This is a genomic window from Chryseobacterium sp. StRB126 (assembly GCF_000829375.1).
Classification (GTDB): Bacteria; Bacteroidota; Bacteroidia; order Flavobacteriales; family Weeksellaceae; genus Chryseobacterium.
In genome coordinates, this window is sequence record NZ_AP014624.1 from 2,298,770 (window position 1) to 2,325,702 (window position 26,933).

A 26,933-nucleotide genomic window follows, 5' to 3' on the forward strand; every position below is an offset into this window, starting at 1 on the left:
GAGAAAGGATAGCATTGTTTTTAAAGATTAACTTAGATGACATTTATGAGCCAGACTTGGATGAAAAAATATCTGAAATAGAAGATGAGGATAAACTGGATTATTTCTTTTCTCAAAAAAAGAGAGATAATCATACACTTGAAAATTTTAATATCCCATATACTATTATAAAAAATATTCAAGATTATGTTGCCTCGCGGAAAGCAGAAATAGATAAACTTCAAAAAGAGTTAGAAAAGTATAATATTTGAAAAAGTTATTATTTCCATTGTCTTTGATGTGAAATTATCTCTCATTTATTAAGAGTCTGTTTTTCTTTATCTCAGCCTACCACTTTTACAAGGTAAGAATAAATACTATGGGCTTTATCTATAAAACTTTCTCTATGCCTGCATCAACAAGAATGTATCTGAATTTTATCGACTATTTCCCCAGGCACTTTATAGGGGGCTTAACTTTTGTCTCTTGATATCAGAACTCAATATTCCAATAATGTGGTAATTTCTTTGAATAACAAGTTGTAGAGACGTATGGTTTTGTCTATCACATAGTTTTTTTTATAATTTTATCATCATAGTTAGAATTAAATTCCTAATTTTGCAGGAAACACAATAACCATGACGAAAATATATTTTATTTTTATTATGTGCCTTCTTTTTGTTCCCACAAAGGCTAGTGAATATAATAAAAAAGATTCCCTTCAACTACACAAAAACTTTTCATTCCTTAACAAACCTGCAACCAATTCTTTATACGAATTTCCTTTTGATCAGTTCTCAGGCTTTGTAGAAAATGATCCTGAAAACGACAAAGAGATTGGTAAGGCAATGGGGGCTTTCAAAGAACTTGAAAAAAGCGGACATTTTACAAGTACAATTAATCCTAACGATCTTACTGAATTACCCATCGGGCTTAAAGAGAATAAGTCTAATGTAGAATACAGTATTGTTGTTACCAAAGCTAAATTTACTCCGGAATATGCTCTGATCAATGTATATGCAAGAATTACTACACCACAGCAGGGAGCTGAAAACGGTAAGAAAACATTGTTTTTTGGAGCTGAAGATATAAAATTGTCTTATGGCGGAAAAGTCATAGGTGATGCAAAACTTTCGTTGCTGGGAGATATCAATATGCCTTTTAACCAAAACCAGTGGATGCTTACTCTGGAAGGAGGAAGGATTAATAGAGATAATGGTGAAAGCGTAAATGATAAAACTTACGTTACAATGGATTGTGACGGAATCAAAGAGCTTTCTTTAAAAGGAAATGTTCAGATTTCCAGAAATCTCCTTGTCCCATTAGATGCTAAAGGAGCTGTACTCCCTGAAATTGGGAATAACGGAACCAACAGAGTTCGTGGTGATTTTGCACTTAAAGCAAGCGATTGGAATGATATTTTGGTGAAAGTGAGCATCAGTCCTTTTGCCATTACTTCTCAGGTTAAAAGTCAGGATAAAGGTTATTTTTCTTTCTTTGTTAATAATGCTATTTTAGACCTGAGTGACCTGAGGACAGATCCCAGCGTACAGTTCCCCCTATATTACAATACTCATGGCTATTTGATTGGAGGATCAGAATCCTGGAGAGGCTTATATGTACAGACTCTAAATATTGGCCTTCCACAGGAATTCAAAACAGAAGATCATATTGATACACGCGTTTCTTTTGAGGCCAATAATCTTTTGATTGATTCCTACGGGGTATCCGGAAGCTTTGCTGCCAATAATGTTTTTCCGATAGAACGAGGAGTAACCAATAGAGAAAATGCATGGCGATATTCTTTGGATAAAATTGGAATAGACCTTGCCGCTTCTAAAATTGTAGGGGCTAATCTGGAAGGGAAGATACAACTTCCGGTTCAGAAAAATAATGACAGTTCTACAAATATTCCTAACTATTTGGGCTATAGAGGAGCCATCACAGAAGAACAGTATCTGATTTCTGTAACAACCCTCAATGATATTAACTTTGATATATGGAGTGCGAAAGCTACCATTGCAGCAGGTTCTTCTATTGAGATGCGTGTAAAAAACAAAGAGTTTCTTCCCAAAGCCATCCTTAACGGAAGTATGGCCATTGCCGCTAATTCCTCCGCAGATGATAATGACCCTAACAGTAAAAAAGATGCCGATTTTAAAGGAATCGAATTCCAGGGGCTTACCTTACAGACCAAAGCTCCGTTTGTGACGGTTCAGTATTTTGGGGTGAAAGGAGAACAAAAATTAGCAGGCTTTCCGGCAAGTATCAGCAATATTGTTGTGGTAGCAGACGGTTCACAGGCCAATTTAGGGTTTAATGTTACCGTTGGTCTACAGGAAGAGCGTTTTTCTGCTACAGGAGGTATGATGATTAATGGTTTGATCGTAAGCGAGAATAACAGGCAGCGATGGAAGTATGATGGTTTCAATCTTACTAAGCTGGCACTTAACAATGTAGATATTGGTGTTGGTAAAATCTCAGGAAGTCTTGAGATCATGCGTAAAGATCCATTATACGGAAATGGATTTAAAGCTAATCTTAAAGCAGAGATAACAGCATTAAGTAAAATTACTGTTGAAGTAGCAGCAGCCTTTGGATACAGTACTTTCAGGTATTGGGGATTTGAAGGGTCCGTAAAAGGATTAAGTATTCAAGCTACTGCATTGAAGATTACCGGGTTTACAGGAGGTGCATTTTACCGAATGATTCCTGACCGGGAACTGAGCATGAATCCTGCGTATGAAAATAGAGCTTTGGTTCTGAAACCTGATAATACTGTTGGATTAGCTTTAAGAGCAGGTATTTATGGTTCCATTCCAACGGATAAGACTATTGATATCATGGCAGGGTTCAGTATTTCCACGAATCCTAATGGTGGGTTGGCCAATATAGGATTTATTGGAGAAGCTGTTGTGATGGCTGATCTTACTAAGCTGGTTCCAGGAGACGCTTTAGCCGGAACCCAGAAGAAATTCAAAGAAATGACCGGAAATTCCAAGTTCCTGTCGGATCTGAAAAATAATAAAACAGTCAATACTTTTCTGGATACCAAAATGGTTGACGAACAATATCCTGTTACAGAAAAAATTGATGGAGCCATCTATGCTAAGCTGGCTATGAACTATGACTTTAACAATAGTGTATTCCATGCAAGCTTAGATGTATTTATTGATATTGCCAAAGGAATTATCAAAGGAATTGGCCCTAATGGCCGTGCCGGATGGGCCGTTGTACATATAGCACCGGATGAATGGTATATGCACATTGGTACACCTAGTGACATGATTGGTCTTAAGGTTGGTTTTGATAGTTTCTATTTACAGTCTTCCAGCTACTTTATGGTGGGAACCCGTATTCCGGGCAGTCCGCCGCCGCCGGTTGAAGTTGCAGAAATTCTGGGGCTTCAGGTACAGGATCTGGATTATATGAGTAATCTTAATGCCCTCGGAGATGGAAAAGGTTTTGCCTTCGGGACGCACCTTAAGTTTGATACCGGGGATATGACGGCATTGTTCCTGTATGCCCGCTTTCAGGCAGGATTGGGAACAGATATTATGCTTAAGAACTATGGGGAAGCCAAATGTTCAAATCGTGGCGGAGACCAGATAGGAATCAATGGATGGTATGCCAATGGCCAGGCTTATGTTTACTTACAGGGTGAACTTGGGATTAAAATCAAGCTTTGGTTCATCAAAAAGAAAATTCCAATCATCAAGGCTGGTGTGGCTGCACTTTTACAGGCTAAAGGGCCAAATCCATATTGGGTAAGAGGATATCTTGGCGGATATTACAATCTGCTTGGTGGATTGATAAAAGGACGTTTTAGATTTAAGATGGAGTTTGGTGAAGAATGTGTCCTTGAAAATTCATCAGTTCTTGGTGGCATGAAGATCATTACAGATCTTACTCCTAAAAAAGATGAAATGAATGTTGATGTTTTTGCTATTCCACAGGCTACTTTTGGAGTTCGTGTCAATGAACCTATTGTGATTCCTGAAGATGATGGTGATCACACCTATAAAGTAGTAGTGGAGAAAATGACCATTATCGATGATCAGGGTAAAGAGATTAAAGGAACTATTGAATATGCCAATTCTAAAGACTTTGCCAACTTTATTTCCGATGATATTTTACCTCCGAATAAAACAATGAAGGCCTTAGCGCAGGTAAGTTTCATGGAGAAAAAGAACGGAATGTATGAAGTAGTAATGGTTGATGGTCAGAAAGCAATAGAAATAGAGGAGCGTATTTTTACCACTGGATCAGCACCGGAAGCTATTCCTTTATCAAATATAAAATATGCTTATCCGGTAGCAGAACAGGAAAATTATTATCAGGGCGAAAGCAATAACGGCTACATCAAGCTGAAAAGAGGACAGGATTATCTGTTTGATGATCCGAATTGGAGCACTTCAACAATGTTTGCCGCAGATTCACCTGTAGAAAGTAATTTCTCCTATAATACGGCGGATAATATTGTGAATTTCAAGGTGCCGGATCTTACCAAACAGAAGGATTATACACTAGCACTGATTGCAAAAAATAAGAATGGATCTAATGGTGTTTCTGACAATGATACCGTAGAAAATACCGAGAAAACGGAAGAAAGCAATGACGGATCAGCAGTTTCTGTTACTACGGAAATCAAGAAGGCACAAAGTCTTTCTAAAAACGGGGAGATTGAAAGGCTTTCTTATGTATTCAGAACCAGTAAATACAATACATTGTCAGACAAGTTATCTGCTTTAAATTTCAATCCGTTATGGATCAAGTTAAGCTCTGATATAGTTACATTACAGAATAATATGAATGCTGATGAATACTTTGATGCTACTGAGATCTCAGGTTCAAAGTATACGGATAATAAGCCATTAATTAACCTTACTGCGTTAATGGAAGATTCCTTTGCAGGTAAGTTTAAAGGACTTATCTACAATAATTATCCATTTGACGGATTAGAATTAAATAGAGCAGAAAGTGATGATGACTTTACAGGAATTCCACCAACAAATGCATTCCCGGTATTTACTTCATATATGCAGTATCTGGGTAATGATAAAGGGAATGCATTTTTGAAACAGACTTTCCCTTTCAAATACGACCTGTTCAGTTATTATAAAGCGGACTGGTATGAACTTGTTTCTAAAGCAGCATCCAAATATGTAGGCTCTCCTGAAACTTCAAGATCTCCACTCATTAATGCTTTACTGGAATCTACATTCGGAACGATTCCTTATGTAAAGTATAATGTGAAAGCCAGATATATCTTACCGGGAGACAAACAGGGAACTGAAAAACAAATTAACTATGAATTCAAATAAAGTTGAAGCTTTATCCGATAACTCAATATAAAAACACAGAACATGATTAAAGATTGTTTTAAATCATATCTAAAAAGACAGCATTACTCTATAAAAGTCATTGCATTATTTTTACTGTTGATTTCAGGTCTTATGCCAGTGAAAGTGATGGGGCAGCAATATCCTGTCAAGCTGGTTCCTGTGGTTATTCCGCCTTATAGTCTTAGGCTTGCAGATTATGCAACCAGTACAGATAATAAGCTGCAGCTGCAGGTTTTAATGACCGACCTTTTGGAACCGCAGCATCAGACGGGGATTAAATTTTCTCTGGAGGCAGGGCTCAATGCAGTTCCTATTGCAAGATCTAATGATTTTGTGGTGGGGATGAATCCTTTCACGCTTTATCCGGGAAACAATATTACCCTGACGAATGTAGATCTGCGTTCTCTTTTTGAATTACAAAACCTTGCTGGCATTAATGCTGTTCAATACTCAAAGCCTCTGGCAGATGGAGTATACCAGTTTTGTTTCCAGGCTTATGATTATTATACAAAGAATAATCTTTCTTCAAAAACATGTACCACCGTTTTTATGGTACAATATGATCCACCGATGCTTACCCTTCCGCAAAATGCAGAAAAAATACAGGCATTAGCTCCTTATGGAGGCGGTGGAGGGGTGGTATTTCAATGGATGCCAAGACAAATCGCTCCAAACACCCGCTATATTTTTACATTAAAAGAGCTTTGGGATCAGGGGCAGAGTCCTATTTCAGGTTTCCTTTCAGCTCCTCCACTTTGGAGAGAAGAAACTTATGCACCTACTTTATATTATGGAATAGATAAAACCCAGCTTATGCCGGGTAAAAGATATGCATGGCAAGTACAGGCAAAATCAGGAAATCCTGTAGTAGGTGCTAATTCTACAGATGATAACGGAGTTTATAAAAATAACGGACTGTCTGAAATTTTCTATTTCGACTATGTAGAGAATTGTGCGGTGCCTACTTTGCTTATGGCTAAGAATATAGGTAAAGGAAGAGCAGAGATCCGATGGAGTCTTGCAGGACAGCCGGGTGGTTTGTACAATGTTCAATACCGAAAAAAAGGGAGCAGTGCAGAATGGGCTACCCAGCAAAGTTATCAGGCAACAGCCATTCTTACAGGACTTGAAGATAAAACAGAATATGAGTATCGCGTAGGAACTGTCTGTGGAAGCACTCAAACCTTTGGAGATACCAATCCAACGACTTCAGGAAATAGTGCCGGAAATGCATATAGCTACAGTGGAATTCAGTTTTTCACAACAGATGGCAGCTCTTCAAATAATAATTATCAGTGCGGTATCATGCCGTCAGTGGATATTGCCAATAAGAGTCCATTGCAGAGTATGCTGGGGAATAATGAAGTATTTACAGCCGGAGATTTTCCGGTAACGGTATTATCAGCCCAGGGGAGCAATGGTATTTATACAGGAACAGGCTTTATTGAAGTTCCTTATTTAGCTGATACAAAAATCAAGGTAAGCTTTACAAATATTAAGCTTAATACAGATAAAAAACTGATTGAAGGAACTGTTGAAACCACTTACGATCCGACTGAAACAGCTGTACATTATGCTTCCGGCGGGCTGGGAGAAACTTTTGGTGATGCCGGAGTAAAAGAGGTTACCGTAGATTATACGATTGTAGATATTAAATATACGGCAACACCACCTCCGGGAAAAATCACGGTGTTTGGTGATTCTGGTAATGGTGGGTCTCCAAGCCAGCAGGATTATCCGGGTGGAAAAGACTATGAAATTAAGGATAAAGACGGAAATATCTGGACGGTAGATGAAAATGGGAATGTTACCAAAACAGGCAAGGTTGCTGAAGGAGGAGCGTCCAATTCAACCAATACAGATGGAGTCTCCGGAAGCGGAAGTAATGCTGCTGTCAATCAATATACAGCCAAAGGAATCAAAATAGAATGGAAAGAAGATGCTGCTGGTATGTTTGCATATGATACGCCGGAAAAAACGAAGCTTCCGACATCCAAATATCCTTCTGTAAAAGATGCAGAGAACAATACCATATATGTTCCTTATAAGGCTACTGTTAATAAGCAGACAGAACTGTTTGATGCGAAAGTAAGTATTTCCGATCCTTCCCTTAAAGATGGTAAAATTATCTTTAAAACCTTAGGAACAGGAAAAGCTATTGAAGCTACAGAGCTTAATAAGACAGCTACAGAAAGAAACTATCAGTTAAAACTTCCCGGTACATTTGATTATGCTGAGGAAGAGGTGATTGCGGTATTGATGCCAAAAGACAGTAATTCCAAGCAAAAAGTAATCAGCAGCTTCCGTCTTGTACACCTGAACCCTGAAGATATCAACGTGAGTTTGGTTCCGCTGGATGCCGCTTCACAATCTAATCTGCAGGCACAAAGCGCAAAACTGAATCAGATTTACAATAAAATTGGAGTCAAATTCAATGTGAAACAGGAACCTGTTCTGGATATCAGTGCTATAGTAAGCAGAGATACTATTGATAGTAAAGATTCTGAATTGATGAGTACTTACAGCCCTCAGCAGCAACAGATCAATAGCCTGTACAAAGGAACTGATGCAAGATATGTACTGTTTGTAACAGATAAAAAATCTTCAACCGGACAAAGTGGATATATGCGTCTGAATGGCCAATTCGGTTATGTGTATGGAAATAGCCCTGCCAAAACAGGAGCCCACGAATTAGGACACGGCGTATTCAAGCTGGAACATCCTTGGAAAGCCTATGGAACTCCTGAAAAAGGAACGAATCTATTGATGGATTATACTTCAGGAGAAGAACTTTCTCATCTGGAATGGAAGCAGGTCAATGATCCGGCATTTAAGCTGTATGCGTTCCAGGGACAGAGTAGTGGAGAGAGTATTTCAACTGAATTCAATTATATAATGCCAAATAATAAACCATTTAAATTTGATAAAGCAGATGGTAAAGACAGTTCAGATGTAATTTTAGTAGCGAGTGATAATAATGGAGGATATCCAAATGGAATGCTTTATAGTTTCAAATTAAATGGAATCACTTATAAATATTCTAATGGAGAATTTAATTCTGAGAAAGGAATTTATAGGAACCGTTATGAAGATAAAAACCGAGATTATTATTTTAGACTTGTCATTCAGGATACGAAAAATAAATGTATATACTATCTGGTGAATCGAAAAGTTCAGGATTTAAGTAATCCAATACTTACCCCTAACAATAAGCCTATTAATGTATGTGCAGATAACCAACAGATCCCTATGGGTGGAAATGGTGATGATAATGGAACTGGTACAGAAACAAGAGAAGAAACTTTACAGAAGGTTAATGAACTAATAGCCTCTAAATTAAGGGAAAAGTATCCTGAAAAAGAAGTTAAGTTTACTATTTTGGATGAAAAATCCCCTGATTACCAGCAAAAATTGGAAGAGGCTATTAAACAAACGAACTATGTAGTTGCTATAATGGATGAAGAAGGTAAAGTAAAAATAAAGAGCAGCTTTACTCTGCCGGAATGGTTAAGTAATGCGTTACCAGATATTGGTAAGGCTCCGGACGAGAACTGTACCAACGAGTACGTTAATGTTGGGCTTGAGAAATTACAGAATACAGCTCTTTATAAAAATGCATTACGTTCTGAGCAGATTGTAATGGAGATGGGGGTGATTGGTTATAGAGGACTATTTGGAACATTATACTGTATGACGGATGAGAAGAAATTTGTAAATGGCTCTAAGACTAATCAGTTTATTGGTGGTGCGTTGCATGAAGTGATCGCTACGGTGGATGTTGCAGAGATTGTGAATGGAGTTGTTTCACTTGTGAAATCCGGAGCAGAGCAACAGATTATGGCACCTGTCAATTATTACAATAATCTGAAAAGTATAGCTCAGAAAGGAAGCGCAACTCCTGTGGAAGCTCTTAAGGTAATTCTGATTCCACCTTTAAATGCTCAGGTTGATGGGATACAAAAGGGAATAGAAATAGGTGATCAGTTTATAAAACATTATTTCACGGAATGTGATAAAACCCAGTTAAAAGATGGTTCAGTAGGAAATCTTTGTTGGTACCGTTATGGGCAGATTACAGTAATGGTGATTCCTTTAGTAATAACAGGAGGCGAATGGGCGGTAACCAAAGTTGGGAAAATAGCAGAACTGGCAAAAGTGTCGCAGACATTAACAACCAATATTATAAAACTGGAAACCCAATTAGCGGCAAAAGGAGTAATATTAGCAGAAGAAGGAGCATACACCATCCTGAAAAATGCAGAAACCGGTGCGGAAATTACCCGTGTGGCAAGTAAAGAGACAGCACAGGTTGAAAAAGCATTACAGTCTTTAGCTATAGATGTTAGACAGATAGAAGCTCTTTTAGCAAAATATCCAAATCTTAAGAATCTTGTAGATCAGTTAGGAGACTTGAAACAGACTTTCCTACAGGATTTTGCAAAAGTAGATGAAGCTGTCATAATAGAACTTAGCAAACCGAACTCTGAACTTTTCAGTGCATGGAAGAATTATAGAAGCAAAATAAAAACGGGTGTAATTTGTAATTAACAACATGATGAGAATATTATTTAAATTGATATGGATTCTTTGCCTAGCTATTTACCAGACAGGATTTTCTCAGTGTTGGTTTAGCGAATTGATAAAGGATTTTGATAAGAACCCGGCAGAATTCAGAAGCTTTATGAATACAGCTCCTGATGCCATGTATGCGTATGAACAGCTTTATAAGGCTGGCAGATCCGGATTAAGACAAAATACACAAGCTTTGCAGGCATATAGCAATGCCATTAAAAATAATAAATTGCGAGAACTAGGATTTTCAGATGAACTATTGGCAAGAGTGAATGGTTATAATCCTGCAGCCTATGATGAAATCCTAACCGATTTAGATAAACTAGGTTCTACTTTACAAAGAAACAATACCAAACTAGAGAATTTTAATGCTACCATAAGTATTCTTACAGGAGGTAATGGTAATTACAGACAGGGGGTACACTGGATTATACAAGACTTAGGACAAGAAAGTTCCTTTGCCAGCAAAACCCTTATGATGGAGGTAGCAGTAGAAAATGCAAGAGAAACCTTCTCTTTTATAGATTTGGTATGCAAAGGATGTAGCAGAGCCGGTACAGATCTTATGATAGAATACAAATCTGGTCCGGGGAGTATTACGAGTGGTACGATAAAAAAACAGTTTATAGAAAGGGATTTGTTTAAAGCCAATTCCTTAGATGAGATACAGTGGAGAACAAAGAATACCAATATATCTCCTGATAATTTGAAATCTTGGTTAAAAGATAATAAGAATGCAATTAATGATATCATACAAGGGAATGATATTTCACTTTCTAATAAATATAAAGGCTATTTTAAAATAAATGAAAGATCAAATGTTGTAACAGATGTACAGATAGATAATTTTGTTGATAACAATTTTTCTAAAATTTTTAAATAATGAAAGAAATTAAATATAGAAATTCGGGTATACTACTGATTGATAAAGATAGCGTATTTATAAAGTTTGGAGATGAAAATATTACTTTTTATAATAATTTCCTTGAGGAAAAATTTAAACTTAATACTAATAGATCTACTACTCATATTATAAAATCTTATGATAAGAAAATTATAGTTTTTGATGGAAATAGGAGTACTATTTATGATGAAGAAGGGGTGAAATTGGGAGAAGATAGTAATTATTATCTTTCATGCAATTTCAATTATGAAGTTTTTATTCCTGAAGATGAGGAGAAAATAGTAATTAACAAAAAAGATAAACTTATAACATTTCCATATGTGTATGGTGAGAAGATCTTTTCTCAAGATTATTATATACAAGTTCATCCTGATGAAAAATTTCTAAGAAATTATTCTTTAGATTCTGGTGCTGAAATATGGACAAAAGAATTCACAGAGTTTTTAGATGCCCCTGCCACAGAATGCCAAAGAGAACTTGTGAAGTATAAAAGTCACCTTTATTTTATTGTTCATTCAGAAGGAGTTACCAAATGTATTTGTCTGGATATTCCTACAGGAAATGTGATAAAAGAATATCCAGGATTATACGGTCAGATGATTTTAGAAGGAGCCAATCTTTATTTTTTAAGCCCTGACCACATCTCTATTCTTAATACAGAAAAGCAAGAAGTAACCACATATGCTATAACCGATGTTTTTGAAACTACAGAAATCAAGCGTCTGTTGTTTCCCAGATGGGTTGTAAAGAATGGTATCATTTATTTTACTCAATCGGGGGGAGCAGATATGCATGCTGGAATTAGAGGAGCAGTGTTTGGAGCATTAGATACTGAAAATTTGAAAATATTATGGTACGAAAGCTTACCTAAAGAACATGGTATTATAGGGACAATTCAGGTAGAAAATGAGAGGATCTATCTTCATACACAAGACAATACATTATTTATTTATGAAAAGGAATAAAAAAATGTGACGGAGCGGATTGTAAATTATATAGGAAACAATGCTGATGAATTTGCCAACAAGACCATTAAATTTGAAGAATATATCAGCAACGATCTTGGAGGACGATTTGTAGATGTAACAGATATATCCAATCAGTCAAAAAAAATCTTTTATGAATTCAAATCAGTATCTAATGTGCCACCGGGGCATTTTGCAGAACAATTTATGAAAGATCTTACCAATGCTAGTAGCCTAGATCAAATCAAGTGGATATTTAATGGGGCTAAAAACCCTCCAAATTTTAGAACAAATATGATAAATGCTATTGATAATTTGCCTTTGACAGATGATTTAGCAGCTAAATTTCTAAGAGGTATAGATAACCCCACTTCAAAAATGCTAAAAAAGCATTTAAAAGATAATTTTGATAATATTTTTACACTGAAATAATATGAAGTTAGTACAATTGATTAAAGGTATTGTTAGTTTTAATTTTAATGAGTTTAGTAAGCTTGTAATTAAAAAATCTGATAATTCAGTTTATTTGGGAGATTTAAAATTTAATTTTAAAGGGAAACCATATAGTGTTTTAGCGAATAGATGCATTTGTGATATTAGCACCTATTATGTTGATATTTATGATTTGAATTTCGTGAAATTAATATCTATAGAAAAAGAAGGTGTTGTTGGAGCGAGTATTTTCAGTGATGCTATTTATTCTATTCGTTGGGAGGATGGGAACGAAAATGATTATGTTTCAATTTACCAAAATAATCAAGAATTACATCGATATTCAGATTTTTATGGATTTCTAATAAATGAAAAAATACGATTGGTATATGATGGATTTAACTTCTCTAAATTTAAAATATGCTCACTAGAAAATGAAGACATACTTTGGTCATATTCTCTTCCAGAGGGTTTCAATATTGATGGAAAGCCCCATTTAATTGATAATGTACTATTTTTTACAGGCTATAATGAATTTCAAAAAAATCAATTATTAACAGGTTTGGACATAGAAACTGGAGCTGTGCTATGGCAAAATCACTACAAAATAACCAGTGAGCACCAATTTATACAAGCAACAGCATTTAATGAAAAAGACCAGCTATATTATGGTTTTTATAGCACCTATCAGATATTTAACCCTAAAACCGGAGAATTGGTTTTAGAAAAGGAAATACCTGAGATAGCAGAGCATAAACTAGAACCTTATGTAAATGAAATCTATGATGATAAACTTTGGTTTGTGAGTGGTAGAGGATTAAATAAAAAATTTGGCTATCTTAATATCAGCACCCAACAAGTAGAATTATTACAAGATTTTCCACAGGAAGAAGACGAGTTTTTTGATACACCTGTCTATCACGAAGGTAAATTGTATCTGAGGGGGAAGCATTTTAATAATTTATATGTGTTTGAATAAAATAGAAGTATCCAAGCAACAAGAAACAATACCAAACTGGAGAATTTTAATGCTACCATAAGTATTCTTATAGGAGCTAATGGTAATTACAGACAGGGTGTACACTGGATTATACAAGACTTAGGACAAGAAAGTGCCTTCGCCAGCAAAACCCTTACGATGGAGGTAGCAGTAGAAAATGCAAGAGAAACCTTCTCTTTTATAGATTTGGTATGCAAAGGATGTAGCAGAGCCGGTACAGATCTTATGATAGAATACAAATCTGGTCCGGGGAGTATTACGAGTGGTACGATAAAAAAACAGTTTATAGAAAGGGATTTGTTTAAAGCCAATTCTTTAGATGAGATACAATGGAGAATGAAAAATACTAATCTTACTAAAGATAAATTGGTAGATTGGCTCACAGAGAATAGAAGTAATATTGAAAAGCTTGGAGTTGAAAAAGTAAAGAAATTATTTCCTCAACACGCAATTCAAATTAATGAGGGCAACTTTGTTGATTTTTTGATAAATAAATTTAAACAGGAAAGTACTTATGATAAAATTTTTAAATAAAATAGATGATGTAAGAAGTTTTGTTATTAGTGATAAAAAACTATACTGGATTTCAAATGATAGACTATATTATGAGCTAACTAAAGATGAAATAACTTCAATAGAATTTCCTTCTAGTGTTATATATTTGGTAGAGGATTTAATATTCTCTGGGAAAAACTTTTATTATGATCCTCGAAATAATGTTGTTACTATAATTGGAGAATTGGAAGGATATTATTATAGCAGTATATCAAATAATAAATTAACCTTATTTTCCGGAAATGATTTATTATTATATAATATTCAAATGAAAGAAATACAATGGAAGCAAAACTATTTTGATAATAGCAGTGTAACTTTTATAAAAAATAACCACTTTGTTAATTATTCTGAACATCAAATAGATTGCTATGATTTTTTTAATAATACTACTATTTGGAAACTTAGAAACTTAGATTTTTTTAATTCAGCTGACAGTTTTTTTTCTCAGGAAATATTATTATATAAAGATAAATTATTTATAAATGCGTTATCTAATGATATTTTTAACAATTGTATTGTTGATATCTCGACAGGTAATGTTGTAAAAGAATATCGAGGATTATATGGTCAGATGATTTTAGAAGGAGACAATCTTTATTTTTTAAGCCCTGACCACATCTCTATTCTTAATACAGAAAACCAAGAAGTAGCCACTTATACTATAACCGATATTTTTGAATCTACAGAAATAAAGCGTTTGCTTTTTCCCAGATGGTTTATAAAGAATGGTATCATTTATTTTACTCAATCAGGAGAAGTAGATATGCACTCTGGAAGTAGAGGAGCAATATTTGGAGCATTAGATGCTGTGAGTTTGAAAATATTATGGTATGAAAGACTGTCCAAAGAACATTGTATTATAGGGACTATTCAGGTAGAAAATGAAAAGATTTATCTTCATACACAGGATAAGATCTTATTTGTTTTTGAGAAAGAAAATTAAAATTATGGATACAAAACGCATAGAAAACTTCATATTTTATGATGGTATAAAAGAAATAGTTGTTGATAAGACATATGATAATTGGTTAACATCTTTGAATTATGATGATTATTCAAAAGCTTTTATTATAGTTAATCATGACAAAATAAAACTATTTGATACTGCTAAAGAATTAAAAGTTGGACAAAATTTTGACTCGAAAGAGTTAGAAGCAATATCTGAAAGATATAATTTGTTATTAATTGATAATGAGAGAGGGCTTAGATGTTCTACAAAATCTCATTTTTCCGAAAGATTTTATATAATTAGAGAGAATGGCTTTGTTGTTATATATAGTCTCGGAGGGACAAAATCATTTGAGTCAATTTATTTACATGGTGTTTGGTTAAGTTAATTTATTTAAAATGCAATTAAATCAATTACATATTTTTAAATCCAAATTTCATGATATTCAGCTTATAACAACGGAGCTGGATGAGCCTCATTACGGATATGAAATTTGGAAATGTAGATTATATATAAATGGTGTAGTATTTCACCATGAGTATTTAAACTATGAGAATAAGTTTTTTGGACTCCCGGAAAACCTTGAAAATTTTGTTTTAGAATCATCAAATGGAAAGTTTGTATTCATTCCATATGGTCTTTTAGTATTAAATACTGAAAATCAGGAGCTCAAAAAATATGATAAAACAATTGAGAATTATAATAATAAATTTATTTCTAATCTGTTTTTAAATGATTTTCTTATCGTCTTAAACCAAAGAGTCATTTGTATTGTTGACATGGTAAAGAATAGATTTATTGAAGAGATTTATTCTTATCAAAAATTAGTATTTGAAAAAATGTAGATTATAAAAAACAAAATATATTTTTTATATAAAGATAAAGAGCTTGATAAGAATGATACTTTAATTTTTAATACGGAAACTTATGCGTTTGAAAGCACAAATACATTATAACATTTTATGTCCTTAGCATTAGATAAACCTCACACTTTTGAATCTAAATTCAAAAACATCAAACTGATTGCAACAGAATTTGATGAACCCTTTTATGGATTTACTTTATGGAGATTCAGGTTATATGTTGATGATAATTTGTTGATGAATCCTCTTTTAGACTATGAAGGAAAAGGATGTGGACTGGAAGCAGATTTAGAAAAATTTAAACTTGAATCCGGAGATGGAGCATTTGTATTTATCCCTTATGGCCTGATCACCATGAATACCCATGATCTTAGCTTGAAAAAGTATGATGCAGAGATAGGAACAAATAATACTTTTATTGAAAACAACTTCTGGAGCGATAAACTTTTTGTCCTAAGACAGCGTAGTGTTTGGGTAGTGGATCTGAAAGAGCAAAAGCTGCTGCAAAAAACATATCCCTTCGAGAAACTGAAATTTGAAAAAATGTGGCGACAAGGGGATAACGTTAAATTTTTATACAAAGATAAACTAACAGGAGAAGCCCAAACTCTGGAGTACAGCCTGGAAAATAAAAACTTCATAAATGATGTGGTATAGAAACTTGTTAACGGTAATAGGACTGCTGCTTATTAATCTTTTTTCTGCACAGTCCTGCAATTTTGATGACTTTGTAAACGATCTGTCTCAAGGCAATGCAGTCTTTAAAAGTATTGTTAATGAAGAAGATGGCTTCAAGGCATGGCAGATCCTGGCAGAGGAAGCTCCTGCATTAAGAAAAAATGCAGATGAACTGAACCTGGTTTCTAAAAACCTGAGTGCAATTGAAAAAGCAGGTGGGTATAAGAAGTGGAAAGGAACAGGTAGTTTGGAGGATTTTAGTAATTTATTAAAAAATCCCAAATTTAAACAAATATATGAGCCGTTAGAAAATGGATCTCATGTAAGAAAATTCGGAGATAAAATAACAATAGCCGAGGAAGCGTCTTTAAAATTATTTATACAAGATAATTATTATAGTGATTTTAATAAAGCATTAGCTGGTGAAATCCCTATGACATCAGAGTATAAGGAAATTAAAAAACTCATGGAATCTGCACAATCTAAATTACCTAAGTATAACGGTACTGTTTTTAGAGGAGCAGGAAAAGCCGAATCTGATTTTGCAAAAAAAATAAATGTTGGAGAAGAGTTTGATTTTAAAGGCAGGTTTACATCAACGTCAGCAGAAGAATATGTTGCAGATAATTTTAGAAATTTCGGTAAAGGAGATGTTATCTGGGAGATTGAATCGAAAACAGGTATTGATTTAAAACCAATAAATAATTCTGAATCGGAAATATTATTTAAACCACATACAAAATATAAAATTATTGAAATAAAGCCTAGTAGTAATCCAAAAACACCAAATGTATTAATATATAAAATTAAAGAACTTTAATTATGAATGAGTGGAATAAAATATTAACTGTTTATCAAAATTTCATTTCTGTTGATGAATCCGAAGTATTATGGTTAAAAGAAAAATTTAAGGAAGATAATTTTGATAATAATGTATCTTGGATTGAACTGTCTGATAAAGAAAAACAAATAAAGCGGATAGTAAGATTAAAGGTTATTTCGAGGTCTATAGATTATACATTAGGTTTTTCTAATTATGAAGATGGTATAATTGATTTATATGAAGCAATAGAAAAATCTTTAGCAAATATTGATAGTATGGCTCATAGTGATTTAAGGGTGTGCAGGCTTAAGCTTTACTTGTTATTAACGAAAAAGAAAATTAACGCTTATAGAAATCCAAAAGATATAAAAGAACTTTTTTTATTGGAATTAAAGAATGTTATTTATGATTGCTTAAACTCTAACCTTGAAGATTATTTTTCTCAACAAGTAAATATTTTATACTTAGAAAGAAAGGTTTATATAATGCAAAGGATAATGAATGAAGAAAGATAATGGATTGGGAGAATATTAAAGAAAATTATTCAAATTACTTAGGTCCATATAAAAATCTAAAAGAAGAATTTGTATGGTTAAATAATGAATTTTACTCTAATGGGATAGATACTGATGAACGTTGGAATAATATGAGTAGTAAAGAAAAACAGTTGCAGAGGCTTTATAGATCGAAATCAAGTAAAAAAACAGAAGGTTTTAGATTAGGTCTTTTTAATTATGAAGATAGCATATTGGATTTAGTAGAAGCTATAAACTTAATACTGCGAAATTTGAAAAAAACGAAAAAATCTAATATTCAAATTACGAGATTAATAGCACATCTATATTTACAAAAAAAATATATAGATTTCTTTCGAAATCCCAGAGAAATTAAAAACTTATTTTATGATAGAATAAAATATATAATTTATGATTGTTTAAATGGTGAATTAGAAGAGTATTTTATCAAGAAAGTGAATATTCTCTATTTTGAAAGTAAATTAGAAATCGCTCAATTAAATTTTGAAAGTATAAAATCAATAGATTGACAATTAGAATTTTTAAAACTAAATCAAACAAAAAAAACTAATAACCAAAACAAAATAATGAACATAAAAACACAATATACATTGAAGAAATATTTATTGCTTTTTACAATGCTGTTATGCAGTATTGTAAGGGGACAGCAAAAAGATGCCGACAAACCTGTTACCCCTCATATACGTCTTAAAACAGATGCAAAGAAAGACCGGATATCGCTGAGATGGGCGGTAGACGAGCCCTTGGCATGGCAGAGGGCTAATAAAACTGGATTTTCTTTGAAAAGATATGTCCTGGCCAGAAATGGAAAAGTCCTTACAAAACCTGAAGAAAAAGACCTTGGAATTTTCAGAGCCGCATCAGAAAATGAGTGGAAGAAAGTAGTAGAGAAAAATGATAATGCAGCCATTGTGGCTCAGTCACTTTTCGGGGATAGCTTTGAGGTGGAAATGGGAGAGAAGCAAGGTAAACTTGAAGGAGTAGTCAATAAATCTGCTGAGATTGAGCAGCGTTTTGCCTATGCCCTTATGGCTGCCGATCTGGATTTCGAGGTTGCTAAACTTGCCGGATGGGGCTATACCGATACCGATGTAAAACCTAATGAAAGGTATCTGTACATGGTAAGCACAATTCAGGATGGTAAATCCATAAATATCCTGCCGGTAAAAGGAGAAGCATTGGCTTCTATTGCTGTTACCAACGAATTGCCTAAACCATTAGACTTTATTGCCATTTTTAAAGACCAGACCGTAACATTATCCTGGGAGTATCTGCAGCTTCGTGAGACTTATACCGCTTATTATGTGGAGAGAGCTCAGGAAGGAACTGCTTTTAAAGAACTGGGAGACCTTCCGGTAATGAATATGAATGATAATGATGGCCGACAGACTCAGGGAATGGTCTTTGTAGACTCTTTGAAGCAGAACAATGCAAAATTCAGTTACCGAATTCGTGGAAAAACTATTTTTGGGGACTATGGGCCTTATTCTGATATTGTTTCCGGTGCCGGTAAAAAGAGCATGGAAGCCACACCAAGGATTTCAGAACTTAGTATAAGGGAAGATGAAAGTATTGCCTTAGAATGGGAGTTTTCTAAAGAAGCTGAAAAGGATATTGCTTCCTTTGAGCTATTACATTCTGAAACCGATGCCCAGAACAGTTATAAAACAATCAAAAATAAAATTCCGGTTACAACAAGAAATTTGGTGACCAAAAGCCTTGCGCCATCCAATTATTATAAAATACAGGCTGTTGGAAAAGGTGGAGACAAACGTGAATCTTTTTCCGTACTGGCACAACCTAACGATATAACGCCTCCCGAAACGCCAATAGGTTTTAAAGGAAGAATAGACTCTTTGGGAGTTGCTCATCTGGAATGGAAAGCCAATACGGAAAAGGATATTGAAGGCTATCATGTTTTCAGAGGAATTCAAAAAGGAGATGAATTGGTAAGACTTACTCCACAAGCCATCACCAAAAATAAGTTTGAAGATAAAGTCGTATTGGAGAACCTGAATTCTAAGGTGTATTATTATATCACAGCAACAGACCGACGTAAAAATCAATCAAAACCATCCATCATCCTTGAGCTGGAAAAACCTGATAAGGTGAGACCACAAGCCCCTGTTTTCACAGAATATAAATTGGAAGATGATGGAAAAATAACCCTGCATTGGTTGAAGAGTCATAGTGACGATGTTGCTTCCCACCAGTTATACAGGCAGGCCAAAGATTCAGAAGATAAAAGCTGGAAGATGATCTATGAAACTAAAGAGATCAAGCCAGACTATGTGTACACGGATAAAGATGTGGAAGTTAACAAGCAGTACACCTATTACATGCTTGCAATAGACAAAAGCCAGCTAAAGTCAGATAAATCCCAAGAAATGACCTTAAGAAGCAACAGCTTTGAACCACAGTCTATCCTTACCAATCTATCCGGTTCTGCCAGCAAAAGTAAAGCGCAGATTGAACTGAACTGGAAGATCAGTGGAGATAATGTAGGAGAGATCATTGTTTATCGTCAGAAAGGGACTGAAAAACCAAGTCTCTGGGGAACATTGACAGGCAGACAGAACTTTTTGGAAGACAGGTCAATCCAGGTAGGAAATGCTTACACTTATTTACTAAAGCCAATGCTGAAAAATAATCAAGTAGCAAAGACTGAAAAAATAACCGTCGAATACTAAACACAAAACAAATGAGAAGAATTTTATTTTTACTGCTAATTGTGGCAAGCGCCCTAGTTTCTGCCCAAACAAGCATTTCAGGAGATGCAAAGTACAAGCTTTCATTAAATGGACAGGTAGGGCTTGCAGGATCCGAAAGCTGTGGTACATTCAGGGGACTGCAGTGGATTACTGCATTTTATCAGAATGGAAACAATCAGAACATATTCGGTTCTTATGGTACTCGAGGGGAAACATTTTATAATGCGCCTATACAATATGATAATATTTTTTACACCAAACAGAATAAGATAACAAGACTGAGTATCCATACAACCAACAGAAGAGGTAATCTTAGTTGTTCATCCTATGAGAATGAAGGGAATCCCCCAATTTCTGAATGCATGAACAGAAACTATGACTTTTCGGAATTTGAACAGATTGAACGCCATTTCCCAGGAAATGTGATCATAAAATCCGTTCCCTTTGTAACGTTAAATACCCCTACCGGAAATAATGTGAACATCTCGGGAGAAGAGTTTTTAACAATTACTTTACCGGATAATATAGATAATCAATATTATAACTGGGAGTTTTCGGTAGGAAATAGCAATAATTTCACCCCGTTTCCTACACAGTTTAATAATGTTCCGGTGCTTCATCTAAAAGGAAAAGATTTTCTTACAGACAATGATTTTGGTAAAACAATTTACATCCGTGTGAATATGGAGAATTGTACCAATTCACCTTCAACATCCAATATTATAGCATTTTCTTATTATAAATCTGCACCACATATTCTTTCAAGTACAGTGTCTCCTGTTAAGTGTTTTGATTCAACAGACGGAAGTGTTGTTTTAAACTTTGACAGAGCATTAGTATCTGGTGAGACCCTGAAAATATCATTGGTAAATACAGATACAGGAGCTGCTGTTTTGAATCAGGATATTACGAATGAACTTCAGAACAGTACATCATATACTCTCCAGGGGCTTCCTCCGGGAAAATATAAATTGGATATGCTGGGAACTTATGAATCTAATGCTACTTATACAGATGGAGCTAATCATACCATTAGTTTTGAGATTGTAAAGCCAACTCCAGTTACCTTTTCCATGACTTCCCAAACGAATGTATATTGCTTTCAGGGAAATGATGGGATAATTGCATTAACAGCCGGAGGCGGACAAAATCAGTTTCAATATAAAATAACCAAAGACAATCAGCCTTATCTTGATTGGACAAATTTTAGTAACGGCACAAATACTCAAATACAAAATCTGGCAGCAGGTGTTTATAAAATTAAAATAAGAGATTCTAATCTTTGTGTAGCAAAAGAAAATGGTAATGAAAAAGAAGTTACGATAACCATCACTCAGCCTGCAGCGGCAATAGCCATTCCAACATCTGAAACTGAGATCTCTCAACCAACAGGATATGGATTGAGCAATGGATATATTTCCGTAAGAATTATTGGCGGAACTCCTAAAGCCGATGGTTCCTATGATTTTGAATGGCGAAAAGATGCAGCCAATGGAGCTTTGATCACTACAGGAATCACAATAGATGCCGTAAATAATCCTTTTACCATTAAACTTGATGGACTTTCGGCAGGGAAATATTATGTAACGGTAAAAGATAAAAACTATTCCAGTGCCTCAAGCCAGCTTGGAAATTGTGGAATTATTTCTCAGGAGTTTATCATCGATCAGCCATTACCATTAGTTTCCAATATTGAAGTTCAAAAACAGATATCCTGTAATATTGCCAATGATTATCAATATAAGGCAGACCTTAATGGAAACGGTACACCGGATGAAGCCGAGGATGGTACTCTGAAAGCAGTAGTTGCTGGAGGAGTAGGAACATATACTTATCAATGGCAGATTCAGAATGGTGGTCTTTTCCAGAATATTGCAGGAGCTACACAGTCTACATTGGGGAATCTTACAACCGGAACATACAAGGTTCTTGTAAAAGATGCAAACAATAATATGACAGATGCTCAATTTACACTCGTATTTCCAGCGGAATTAGCCATTACCTTATCAGCAAGTACAATTACATGCTATAACCAAAGCAGTGGTCAAGTATCTGTAAATGCTACCGGCGGTACAGGAGCATATTCTTATCAATGGAATACCAATGACACAACTCCTACGGTAACAGGATTATCAGCAGGGAATTACTTTGTGTTGGTCAACGATTCTAAAAATTGTAAAGTTAGTGGCAGTACTCAGATTATAGGCCCGGATCAGTTGTTGATTAACGATCTTGCAGTAACAAACCCAATTTGCTTTGGAGCAGCCAACGGTGAGATTAAAATTAATGTAACAGGAGGGAAGGCTCCTTATAATATTGTTTGGTCAAATGGAACAGTAGGATTAAATAATACTGGTATTGCGGCGGGAGCTTATAATGTGACCGTTACAGATGCCAATGGTTGTAGTATTTTCAGAAACTATACCCTTACAGATCCTGCTCAGCTTAAAGTAGACTTAGGGGCAGATATTACCTTATGTTTGGGAGATACTCAGACTTATAATGTTGATATCAATGAAGCTGGAGCAACCTATCAATGGAAAGACCAGAGTGGAACAGTGATTTCTACAAATGCGTCTGTTACCTTATCCAAAGCAGGAACCTACACTGTCTTGATTACGGATTCTAATGGTTGTACTGCAACGGATACGGTTGTTATTAAAAATTCCATGGATGTTTTAAATCCGCAGTTGATGTTGACAACCCATGCATATACTGAGTCAACCGTAGTGCTTGTCAATACTTCACCAACCAAACCTGAAAAAGTACAATGGATTATTCCTGATACACCAGATATCCAGGTTCTTAATAAAACAGATGAATTTCTGGAATTGAAATTCTTTAAAACAGGTTCTTATGAAATCGGATTGAAAGGATTTCAAGGTGAATGTGTAAAAACATTTTATAAAAAAGTTGTTGTGGAAGAAAATACATCAGGGATCAATACCAATCCGGTAAAAGCTTCCAATGTAAGAGAATTTACCATTCTTCCTAATCCAAATAAAGGAGTATTCAAGGTATTGGTAGGACTTGATATAGCAGCACCTATAAAAGTAAGAATTGTTGATATGGTTTCTCATGAAGCCTATCCTGCAGTCGATATGCCTTCATCTACCTACTTTACAATCCCATATAGCACTTCACTTCCGGCAGGAACCTATCTTATCATATTAGAAACAAGAAGTGAGGCGCTGGTAAAAAGAATGCTTGTACAATAATAACCATGATGACAAAAAATAAAAACAAATGAGAACTCACAAAAAACTAAACATAGTCTGCCTTCTCCTTATGGTTGCCTGTGCATGGATGTTTAATGCCTGCGCCGTAGAAGAAAGCATACCTGTAAAGGCTGATTTTAGTATAAAAGTGGTCAATAATGATTTTTCTGTTCCTGTAAAAGTAGAAATCACTAATAAATCTACAGGTGCAGATACTTATGAATGGTCATTTGAAGGAGCATCAGTCACTAGTTCTGCTGAAAAAAGTCCGCAGCCTATAACGTATGCCAATCTGGGTGTTTATAAAATAAAATTAAAAGCTTCCAACAAAGATGGAAATGTTGATACCAAAGAGATTGAAGTGAAGGCAGATGCAGCAGTAATCGTTGATTTCGATTGGCAGATGCAGGGAAGCGATATTTCTCCGGTTACCTTAAAAATGGTGAATAAATCTTTAGGAGCTACCCAATATCTTTGGGAATTTGAGAGTGGAAATCCAGCTACTTCAAATGAGGAAAATCCGAATGTAGTATTTACAACCCCTGGAGATCATGTGATTAAGCTGACTGTTTCCAATGGTCTGGAAACATATTCTATACAGAAAACGGTCAATGTAAAACCTGCTATGACAATAGATTTCAATTGGTCTGTGGATGCTATTGATAATGATTATCAGGCTCCTGTGTTGCTTCATCTTAATAATCTGTCAACCAATGCTTCATCCTATGAATGGACCATTGCAGGTGGAGTTCCGGCGGTCTCAACCCAAGTTAGTCCGGATGTTACGCTTCCTGCAGCGGGAACCTATACCATTATATTGAAATCTACCAATGATAAAGAAACCAAAACATTGCAAAAACAGGTAACTGTACTGCCAGATGCCAATTTATTGTCATTCAGTGATATTCAATTGGGAATTAACAGTGCTCATGCTGCTGTGGGATGCTTTTTCTCATCTGAGTTAGGAAAAGTGATTAAACAGGGAGAAGTAAACCAGATTAATGGTTCCAAAATAGATTTTGCCTTCTTTGGTCTGAATTCAACATTTTTGTATAACCAGTTTGTAGCACCGGATGAAGTTCAGAATACAGGTTTCATAGCCATTCCTAATGCTTCTCATACTAAAGTCATCAATTCACAGGAATCTGTAGGGGTACAACTCTCTCCATCAGGTTTTGATACCTTGGATTCCGGAAATAATTTCTCTTCCATCAATGTTGCAGAAACCAATGCCGGGAAAGCTCCATTCAACAATTCTATAGTGCCAAGAGTTGTTCTGTTCCAAACAGCAGACGGAAGAAAAGGAGCCATCAAAATCAAGAATTTTGTAACCAATGGACCCAATTCTTATGTAGTCGTGGATATTAAAGTACAAAAACAACCTTAAAGCTTTTGATATGAAGAAAATTTATACAAAAAGCACTGTTTTGTTGCTTTTAACCTCAATTTTTATGTTGAATAAAGCTCAGGAAGTAGATTTAGAGAACATAGGAAAAAGAACGATGGAAGAACTGAAGAAAAATCCTTTTAAAATCAGTGGTGGGATTTCAGCGAATTCTGTGTTCTACAGTTCTAACGTTTACAGTAGCAGAGCTCCATTTACCTATTTTTTAAATGGAAATCTTAATCTCGGACTTTACAGATGGAGTATGCCTATTTCTTACAGCTTTACCAATCAGGGAAGCCAGCTAGGATATCAGGTTCCGTTCAAATTTAACCGATTGAGTATTGCTCCCAAATACAAATGGATAAAGGCTTATATTGGAGATGCCAATATGACTTTTACACCTTATACCTTTAACGGATTACTGTTTACCGGGGCAGGATTGGAGCTTACTCCCAATATCCCTCTAAAGGTTGCCGTGATGACAGGTAGACTGAATAAAGCCGTTGAAGATGACGGAAATCCAAATACAATTCCTGCTTATCGTAGAATGGGATATGGTGCCCATATCAGATGGGAGGAAGAAAGGTATAGGCTTGGTTTGATAGGGTTCTATGCCAAAGACGATTTAGGTTCTCTATCTGTTGCTCCGGATGGAAAAGGAGTTCTTCCACAGGAAAATCTTGTCTTATCCATGACCGGAAGTTTTATGATTGATAAAAACCTGGAGGTCTATGGAGAATATGCTAATACGGCATTAGTGGAAGATCTGAGAGCTACCTCCCAAGGGGCAATAAAAAAAGGAGTGGCTTCCAAATTTCTCTCTTCTAATTCCTCTATGCAGAGTTATTCAGCTTATAACGGAGGAGTTAATCTTAAACTTAAGAAAGGAATGGTTGGGGTAAGATATGAAAGAATTGATCCCGGATACAGAACGCTGGGAGCCTATTATTTCAATAATGACCTGGAAAATATTACTTTGAATACCGCTTTCACCTTATGGAAAGACAAGCTATCACTTGCCGGAAACATAGGAAGGCAGCGTGATAATCTGGATGGGCAGAAGTTTAAACAGACCAGCCGTTGGGTAGGAGCCGTCAATGCCAACCTGAGGGCTTCTGATAAACTTATGATTACAGCAAGTTATTCCAACTTTACCATGTTTACGAATAAGCAGCTAAATCAGTTTAATAATATCAATAACAATCCAATGTTGATTCAGCAGCCAAAAGATTCTATTGACTATAAGCAGATTTCGCAGAATACCAATATCAATGTGAATTATGTTATTTCCAGTACCAAAGAAAAAGTACAGAATATTAATATCAATTATTCCCTGAATGATATGGTAAACAGAGAAAACGGGATTGTAAGAAGGGGAGGTTTATCGAGATTCCATAATGCTAATGTAAATTATAGCTTAGGATTCCCTGAAAAGAAAATGAATATTGCAACTACATTTAATTATACACATACCTATGCTGCTTCTCAGACTTCAAGTATCTGGGGACCTGCCATAACGGTTACCAAAGCTTTCCTTAAAGAAGATAAGCTGAAAACCAGTGTGGGAGTATCTTATAACCACTCCGGAAGTGCTACTGCGAATATTAATGTGACTAATTTCAGGCTTGGAGCTAATTATATTCCATGGAAGAGACATAGTTTTGATCTTAACTTTATTCAAATGTTTAGAAAAACCGATCAGGCTATCGAAAACCCAAGTTTAAATGAGATGACCTGTACGGTGGGGTATAACTATAGTTTTTAGTGACAAAAATTTTGAAAGTAAAAAGAGTTTAAGATGTTGCAATATTTTTAATTAACAGTTTCTTATATTTTCTAATAACATATAATAAAATTTGAAGATAAGCATATAAAAGTTTATAAACTTTCATAATAAGTCATTCAAACAAGATCAATTACTATTGTTGGATCTTTTTATCAAAAAAAGTGAATTTGGTTTAAATGAAAAGCTTTATTGTAGAACTGAGTAGACGTTTTTTAACCTTCATTTAA

The 26,933-nt window shown here is 35.0% G+C and carries 19 protein-coding genes; all 19 read left to right on the plus strand.

The window, feature by feature from the left end; genetic code table 11:
• Window positions 1–14 precede the first annotated feature (14 nt).
• The 19 genes from CHSO_RS10365 (at window position 15) to CHSO_RS10455 (ending at window position 26,685) form a co-directional block, all read left to right on the plus strand.
• On the plus strand, window positions 15–251 hold the full coding sequence (locus CHSO_RS10365; protein WP_045495627.1) for a hypothetical protein: 237 nt from the start codon (window positions 15–17) through the stop codon (window positions 249–251).
• A 366-nt stretch (window positions 252–617) separates the two neighbouring features.
• Complete coding sequence (locus CHSO_RS10370) at window positions 618–5,303, plus strand: hypothetical protein (protein ID WP_052480553.1); 4,686 nt, start codon at window positions 618–620, stop codon at window positions 5,301–5,303.
• Window positions 5,304–5,345: 42 nt separating this feature from the next.
• The gene (locus CHSO_RS10375; protein ID WP_084220963.1) at window positions 5,346–9,872 is read left to right on the plus strand and encodes a fibronectin type III domain-containing protein; all 4,527 of its coding nucleotides are present in this window, start codon (window positions 5,346–5,348) and stop codon (window positions 9,870–9,872) included.
• A 4-nt stretch (window positions 9,873–9,876) separates the two neighbouring features.
• Window positions 9,877–10,779 carry a hypothetical protein gene (locus tag CHSO_RS10380; protein ID WP_144428895.1) on the plus strand — a complete coding sequence of 301 codons (903 nt, stop codon included), beginning with the start codon at window positions 9,877–9,879 and terminating at the stop codon, window positions 10,777–10,779.
• Entirely contained in the window at window positions 10,779–11,765 is a 987-nt protein-coding gene (locus tag CHSO_RS10385) for a hypothetical protein (RefSeq protein WP_045495633.1), read from the plus strand. The genes CHSO_RS10380 and CHSO_RS10385 overlap by 1 nt, the downstream gene beginning before the upstream one ends.
• A 6-nt stretch (window positions 11,766–11,771) precedes the next feature.
• Window positions 11,772–12,197, plus strand: a complete 426-nt coding sequence (locus tag CHSO_RS26240; protein WP_232509177.1) for a hypothetical protein — start codon at window positions 11,772–11,774, stop codon at window positions 12,195–12,197.
• Window position 12,198: 1 nt separating this feature from the next.
• Complete coding sequence (locus CHSO_RS10395; RefSeq protein WP_045495635.1) at window positions 12,199–13,176, plus strand: hypothetical protein; 978 nt, start codon at window positions 12,199–12,201, stop codon at window positions 13,174–13,176.
• A 159-nt stretch (window positions 13,177–13,335) separates the two neighbouring features.
• Window positions 13,336–13,731, plus strand: a complete 396-nt coding sequence (locus tag CHSO_RS10400; RefSeq protein ID WP_045495637.1) for a hypothetical protein — start codon at window positions 13,336–13,338, stop codon at window positions 13,729–13,731.
• Entirely contained in the window at window positions 13,712–14,698 is a 987-nt protein-coding gene (locus CHSO_RS10405) for a hypothetical protein (protein ID WP_045495639.1), read from the plus strand. The genes CHSO_RS10400 and CHSO_RS10405 overlap by 20 nt, the downstream gene beginning before the upstream one ends.
• 4 nt (window positions 14,699–14,702) lie before the next feature.
• Window positions 14,703–15,092, plus strand: a complete 390-nt coding sequence (locus CHSO_RS10410; RefSeq protein WP_144428896.1) for a hypothetical protein — start codon at window positions 14,703–14,705, stop codon at window positions 15,090–15,092.
• Window positions 15,093–15,102: 10 nt separating this feature from the next.
• Window positions 15,103–15,549, plus strand: coding sequence for a hypothetical protein (locus CHSO_RS10415; RefSeq protein WP_045495643.1), 447 nt, complete (start codon window positions 15,103–15,105; stop codon window positions 15,547–15,549).
• A gap of 117 nt (window positions 15,550–15,666) precedes the next feature.
• On the plus strand, window positions 15,667–16,224 hold the full coding sequence (locus CHSO_RS10420) for a hypothetical protein (RefSeq protein WP_045495645.1): 558 nt from the start codon (window positions 15,667–15,669) through the stop codon (window positions 16,222–16,224).
• Window positions 16,211–17,065, plus strand: coding sequence for an ADP-ribosyltransferase domain-containing protein (locus CHSO_RS10425; protein ID WP_144428897.1), 855 nt, complete (start codon window positions 16,211–16,213; stop codon window positions 17,063–17,065). The genes CHSO_RS10420 and CHSO_RS10425 overlap by 14 nt, the downstream gene beginning before the upstream one ends.
• A 2-nt stretch (window positions 17,066–17,067) precedes the next feature.
• Window positions 17,068–17,583, plus strand: coding sequence for a hypothetical protein (locus CHSO_RS10430; protein WP_045495648.1), 516 nt, complete (start codon window positions 17,068–17,070; stop codon window positions 17,581–17,583).
• The gene (locus CHSO_RS10435; protein ID WP_045495654.1) at window positions 17,583–18,113 is read left to right on the plus strand and encodes a hypothetical protein; all 531 of its coding nucleotides are present in this window, start codon (window positions 17,583–17,585) and stop codon (window positions 18,111–18,113) included. The genes CHSO_RS10430 and CHSO_RS10435 overlap by 1 nt, the downstream gene beginning before the upstream one ends.
• A 57-nt stretch (window positions 18,114–18,170) precedes the next feature.
• A complete protein-coding gene (locus CHSO_RS10440) occupies window positions 18,171–20,294 on the plus strand; it encodes a hypothetical protein (RefSeq protein ID WP_144428898.1) in 2,124 nt (707 codons plus the stop codon).
• An 11-nt stretch (window positions 20,295–20,305) separates the two neighbouring features.
• The gene (locus CHSO_RS10445; protein ID WP_045495658.1) at window positions 20,306–23,533 is read left to right on the plus strand and encodes a hypothetical protein; all 3,228 of its coding nucleotides are present in this window, start codon (window positions 20,306–20,308) and stop codon (window positions 23,531–23,533) included.
• 28 nt (window positions 23,534–23,561) lie between these two features.
• The gene (locus CHSO_RS10450) at window positions 23,562–24,920 is read left to right on the plus strand and encodes a PKD domain-containing protein (protein WP_052480554.1); all 1,359 of its coding nucleotides are present in this window, start codon (window positions 23,562–23,564) and stop codon (window positions 24,918–24,920) included.
• A 10-nt stretch (window positions 24,921–24,930) separates the two neighbouring features.
• Window positions 24,931–26,685, plus strand: coding sequence for a hypothetical protein (locus CHSO_RS10455; protein ID WP_045495662.1), 1,755 nt, complete (start codon window positions 24,931–24,933; stop codon window positions 26,683–26,685).
• The last annotated feature ends 248 nt before the right edge of the window (window positions 26,686–26,933 follow it).

Coding starts and splice junctions, on each gene's coding strand:
- CHSO_RS10370 (WP_052480553.1), top strand. CDS start 618: ATGACGAAAATATATTTTATTTTTATTATGTGCCTTCTTTTTGTTCCC.
- CHSO_RS10375 (WP_084220963.1), top strand. CDS start 5,346: ATGATTAAAGATTGTTTTAAATCATATCTAAAAAGACAGCATTACTCT.
- CHSO_RS10380 (WP_144428895.1), top strand. CDS start 9,877: ATGATGAGAATATTATTTAAATTGATATGGATTCTTTGCCTAGCTATT.
- CHSO_RS10385 (WP_045495633.1), top strand. CDS start 10,779: ATGAAAGAAATTAAATATAGAAATTCGGGTATACTACTGATTGATAAA.
- CHSO_RS10395 (WP_045495635.1), top strand. CDS start 12,199: ATGAAGTTAGTACAATTGATTAAAGGTATTGTTAGTTTTAATTTTAAT.
- CHSO_RS10400 (WP_045495637.1), top strand. CDS start 13,336: ATGGAGGTAGCAGTAGAAAATGCAAGAGAAACCTTCTCTTTTATAGAT.
- CHSO_RS10405 (WP_045495639.1), top strand. CDS start 13,712: ATGATAAAATTTTTAAATAAAATAGATGATGTAAGAAGTTTTGTTATT.
- CHSO_RS10410 (WP_144428896.1), top strand. CDS start 14,703: ATGGATACAAAACGCATAGAAAACTTCATATTTTATGATGGTATAAAA.
- CHSO_RS10415 (WP_045495643.1), top strand. CDS start 15,103: ATGCAATTAAATCAATTACATATTTTTAAATCCAAATTTCATGATATT.
- CHSO_RS10420 (WP_045495645.1), top strand. CDS start 15,667: ATGTCCTTAGCATTAGATAAACCTCACACTTTTGAATCTAAATTCAAA.
- CHSO_RS10425 (WP_144428897.1), top strand. CDS start 16,211: ATGATGTGGTATAGAAACTTGTTAACGGTAATAGGACTGCTGCTTATT.
- CHSO_RS10430 (WP_045495648.1), top strand. CDS start 17,068: ATGAATGAGTGGAATAAAATATTAACTGTTTATCAAAATTTCATTTCT.
- CHSO_RS10435 (WP_045495654.1), top strand. CDS start 17,583: ATGGATTGGGAGAATATTAAAGAAAATTATTCAAATTACTTAGGTCCA.
- CHSO_RS10440 (WP_144428898.1), top strand. CDS start 18,171: ATGAACATAAAAACACAATATACATTGAAGAAATATTTATTGCTTTTT.
- CHSO_RS10445 (WP_045495658.1), top strand. CDS start 20,306: ATGAGAAGAATTTTATTTTTACTGCTAATTGTGGCAAGCGCCCTAGTT.
- CHSO_RS10450 (WP_052480554.1), top strand. CDS start 23,562: ATGAGAACTCACAAAAAACTAAACATAGTCTGCCTTCTCCTTATGGTT.
- CHSO_RS10455 (WP_045495662.1), top strand. CDS start 24,931: ATGAAGAAAATTTATACAAAAAGCACTGTTTTGTTGCTTTTAACCTCA.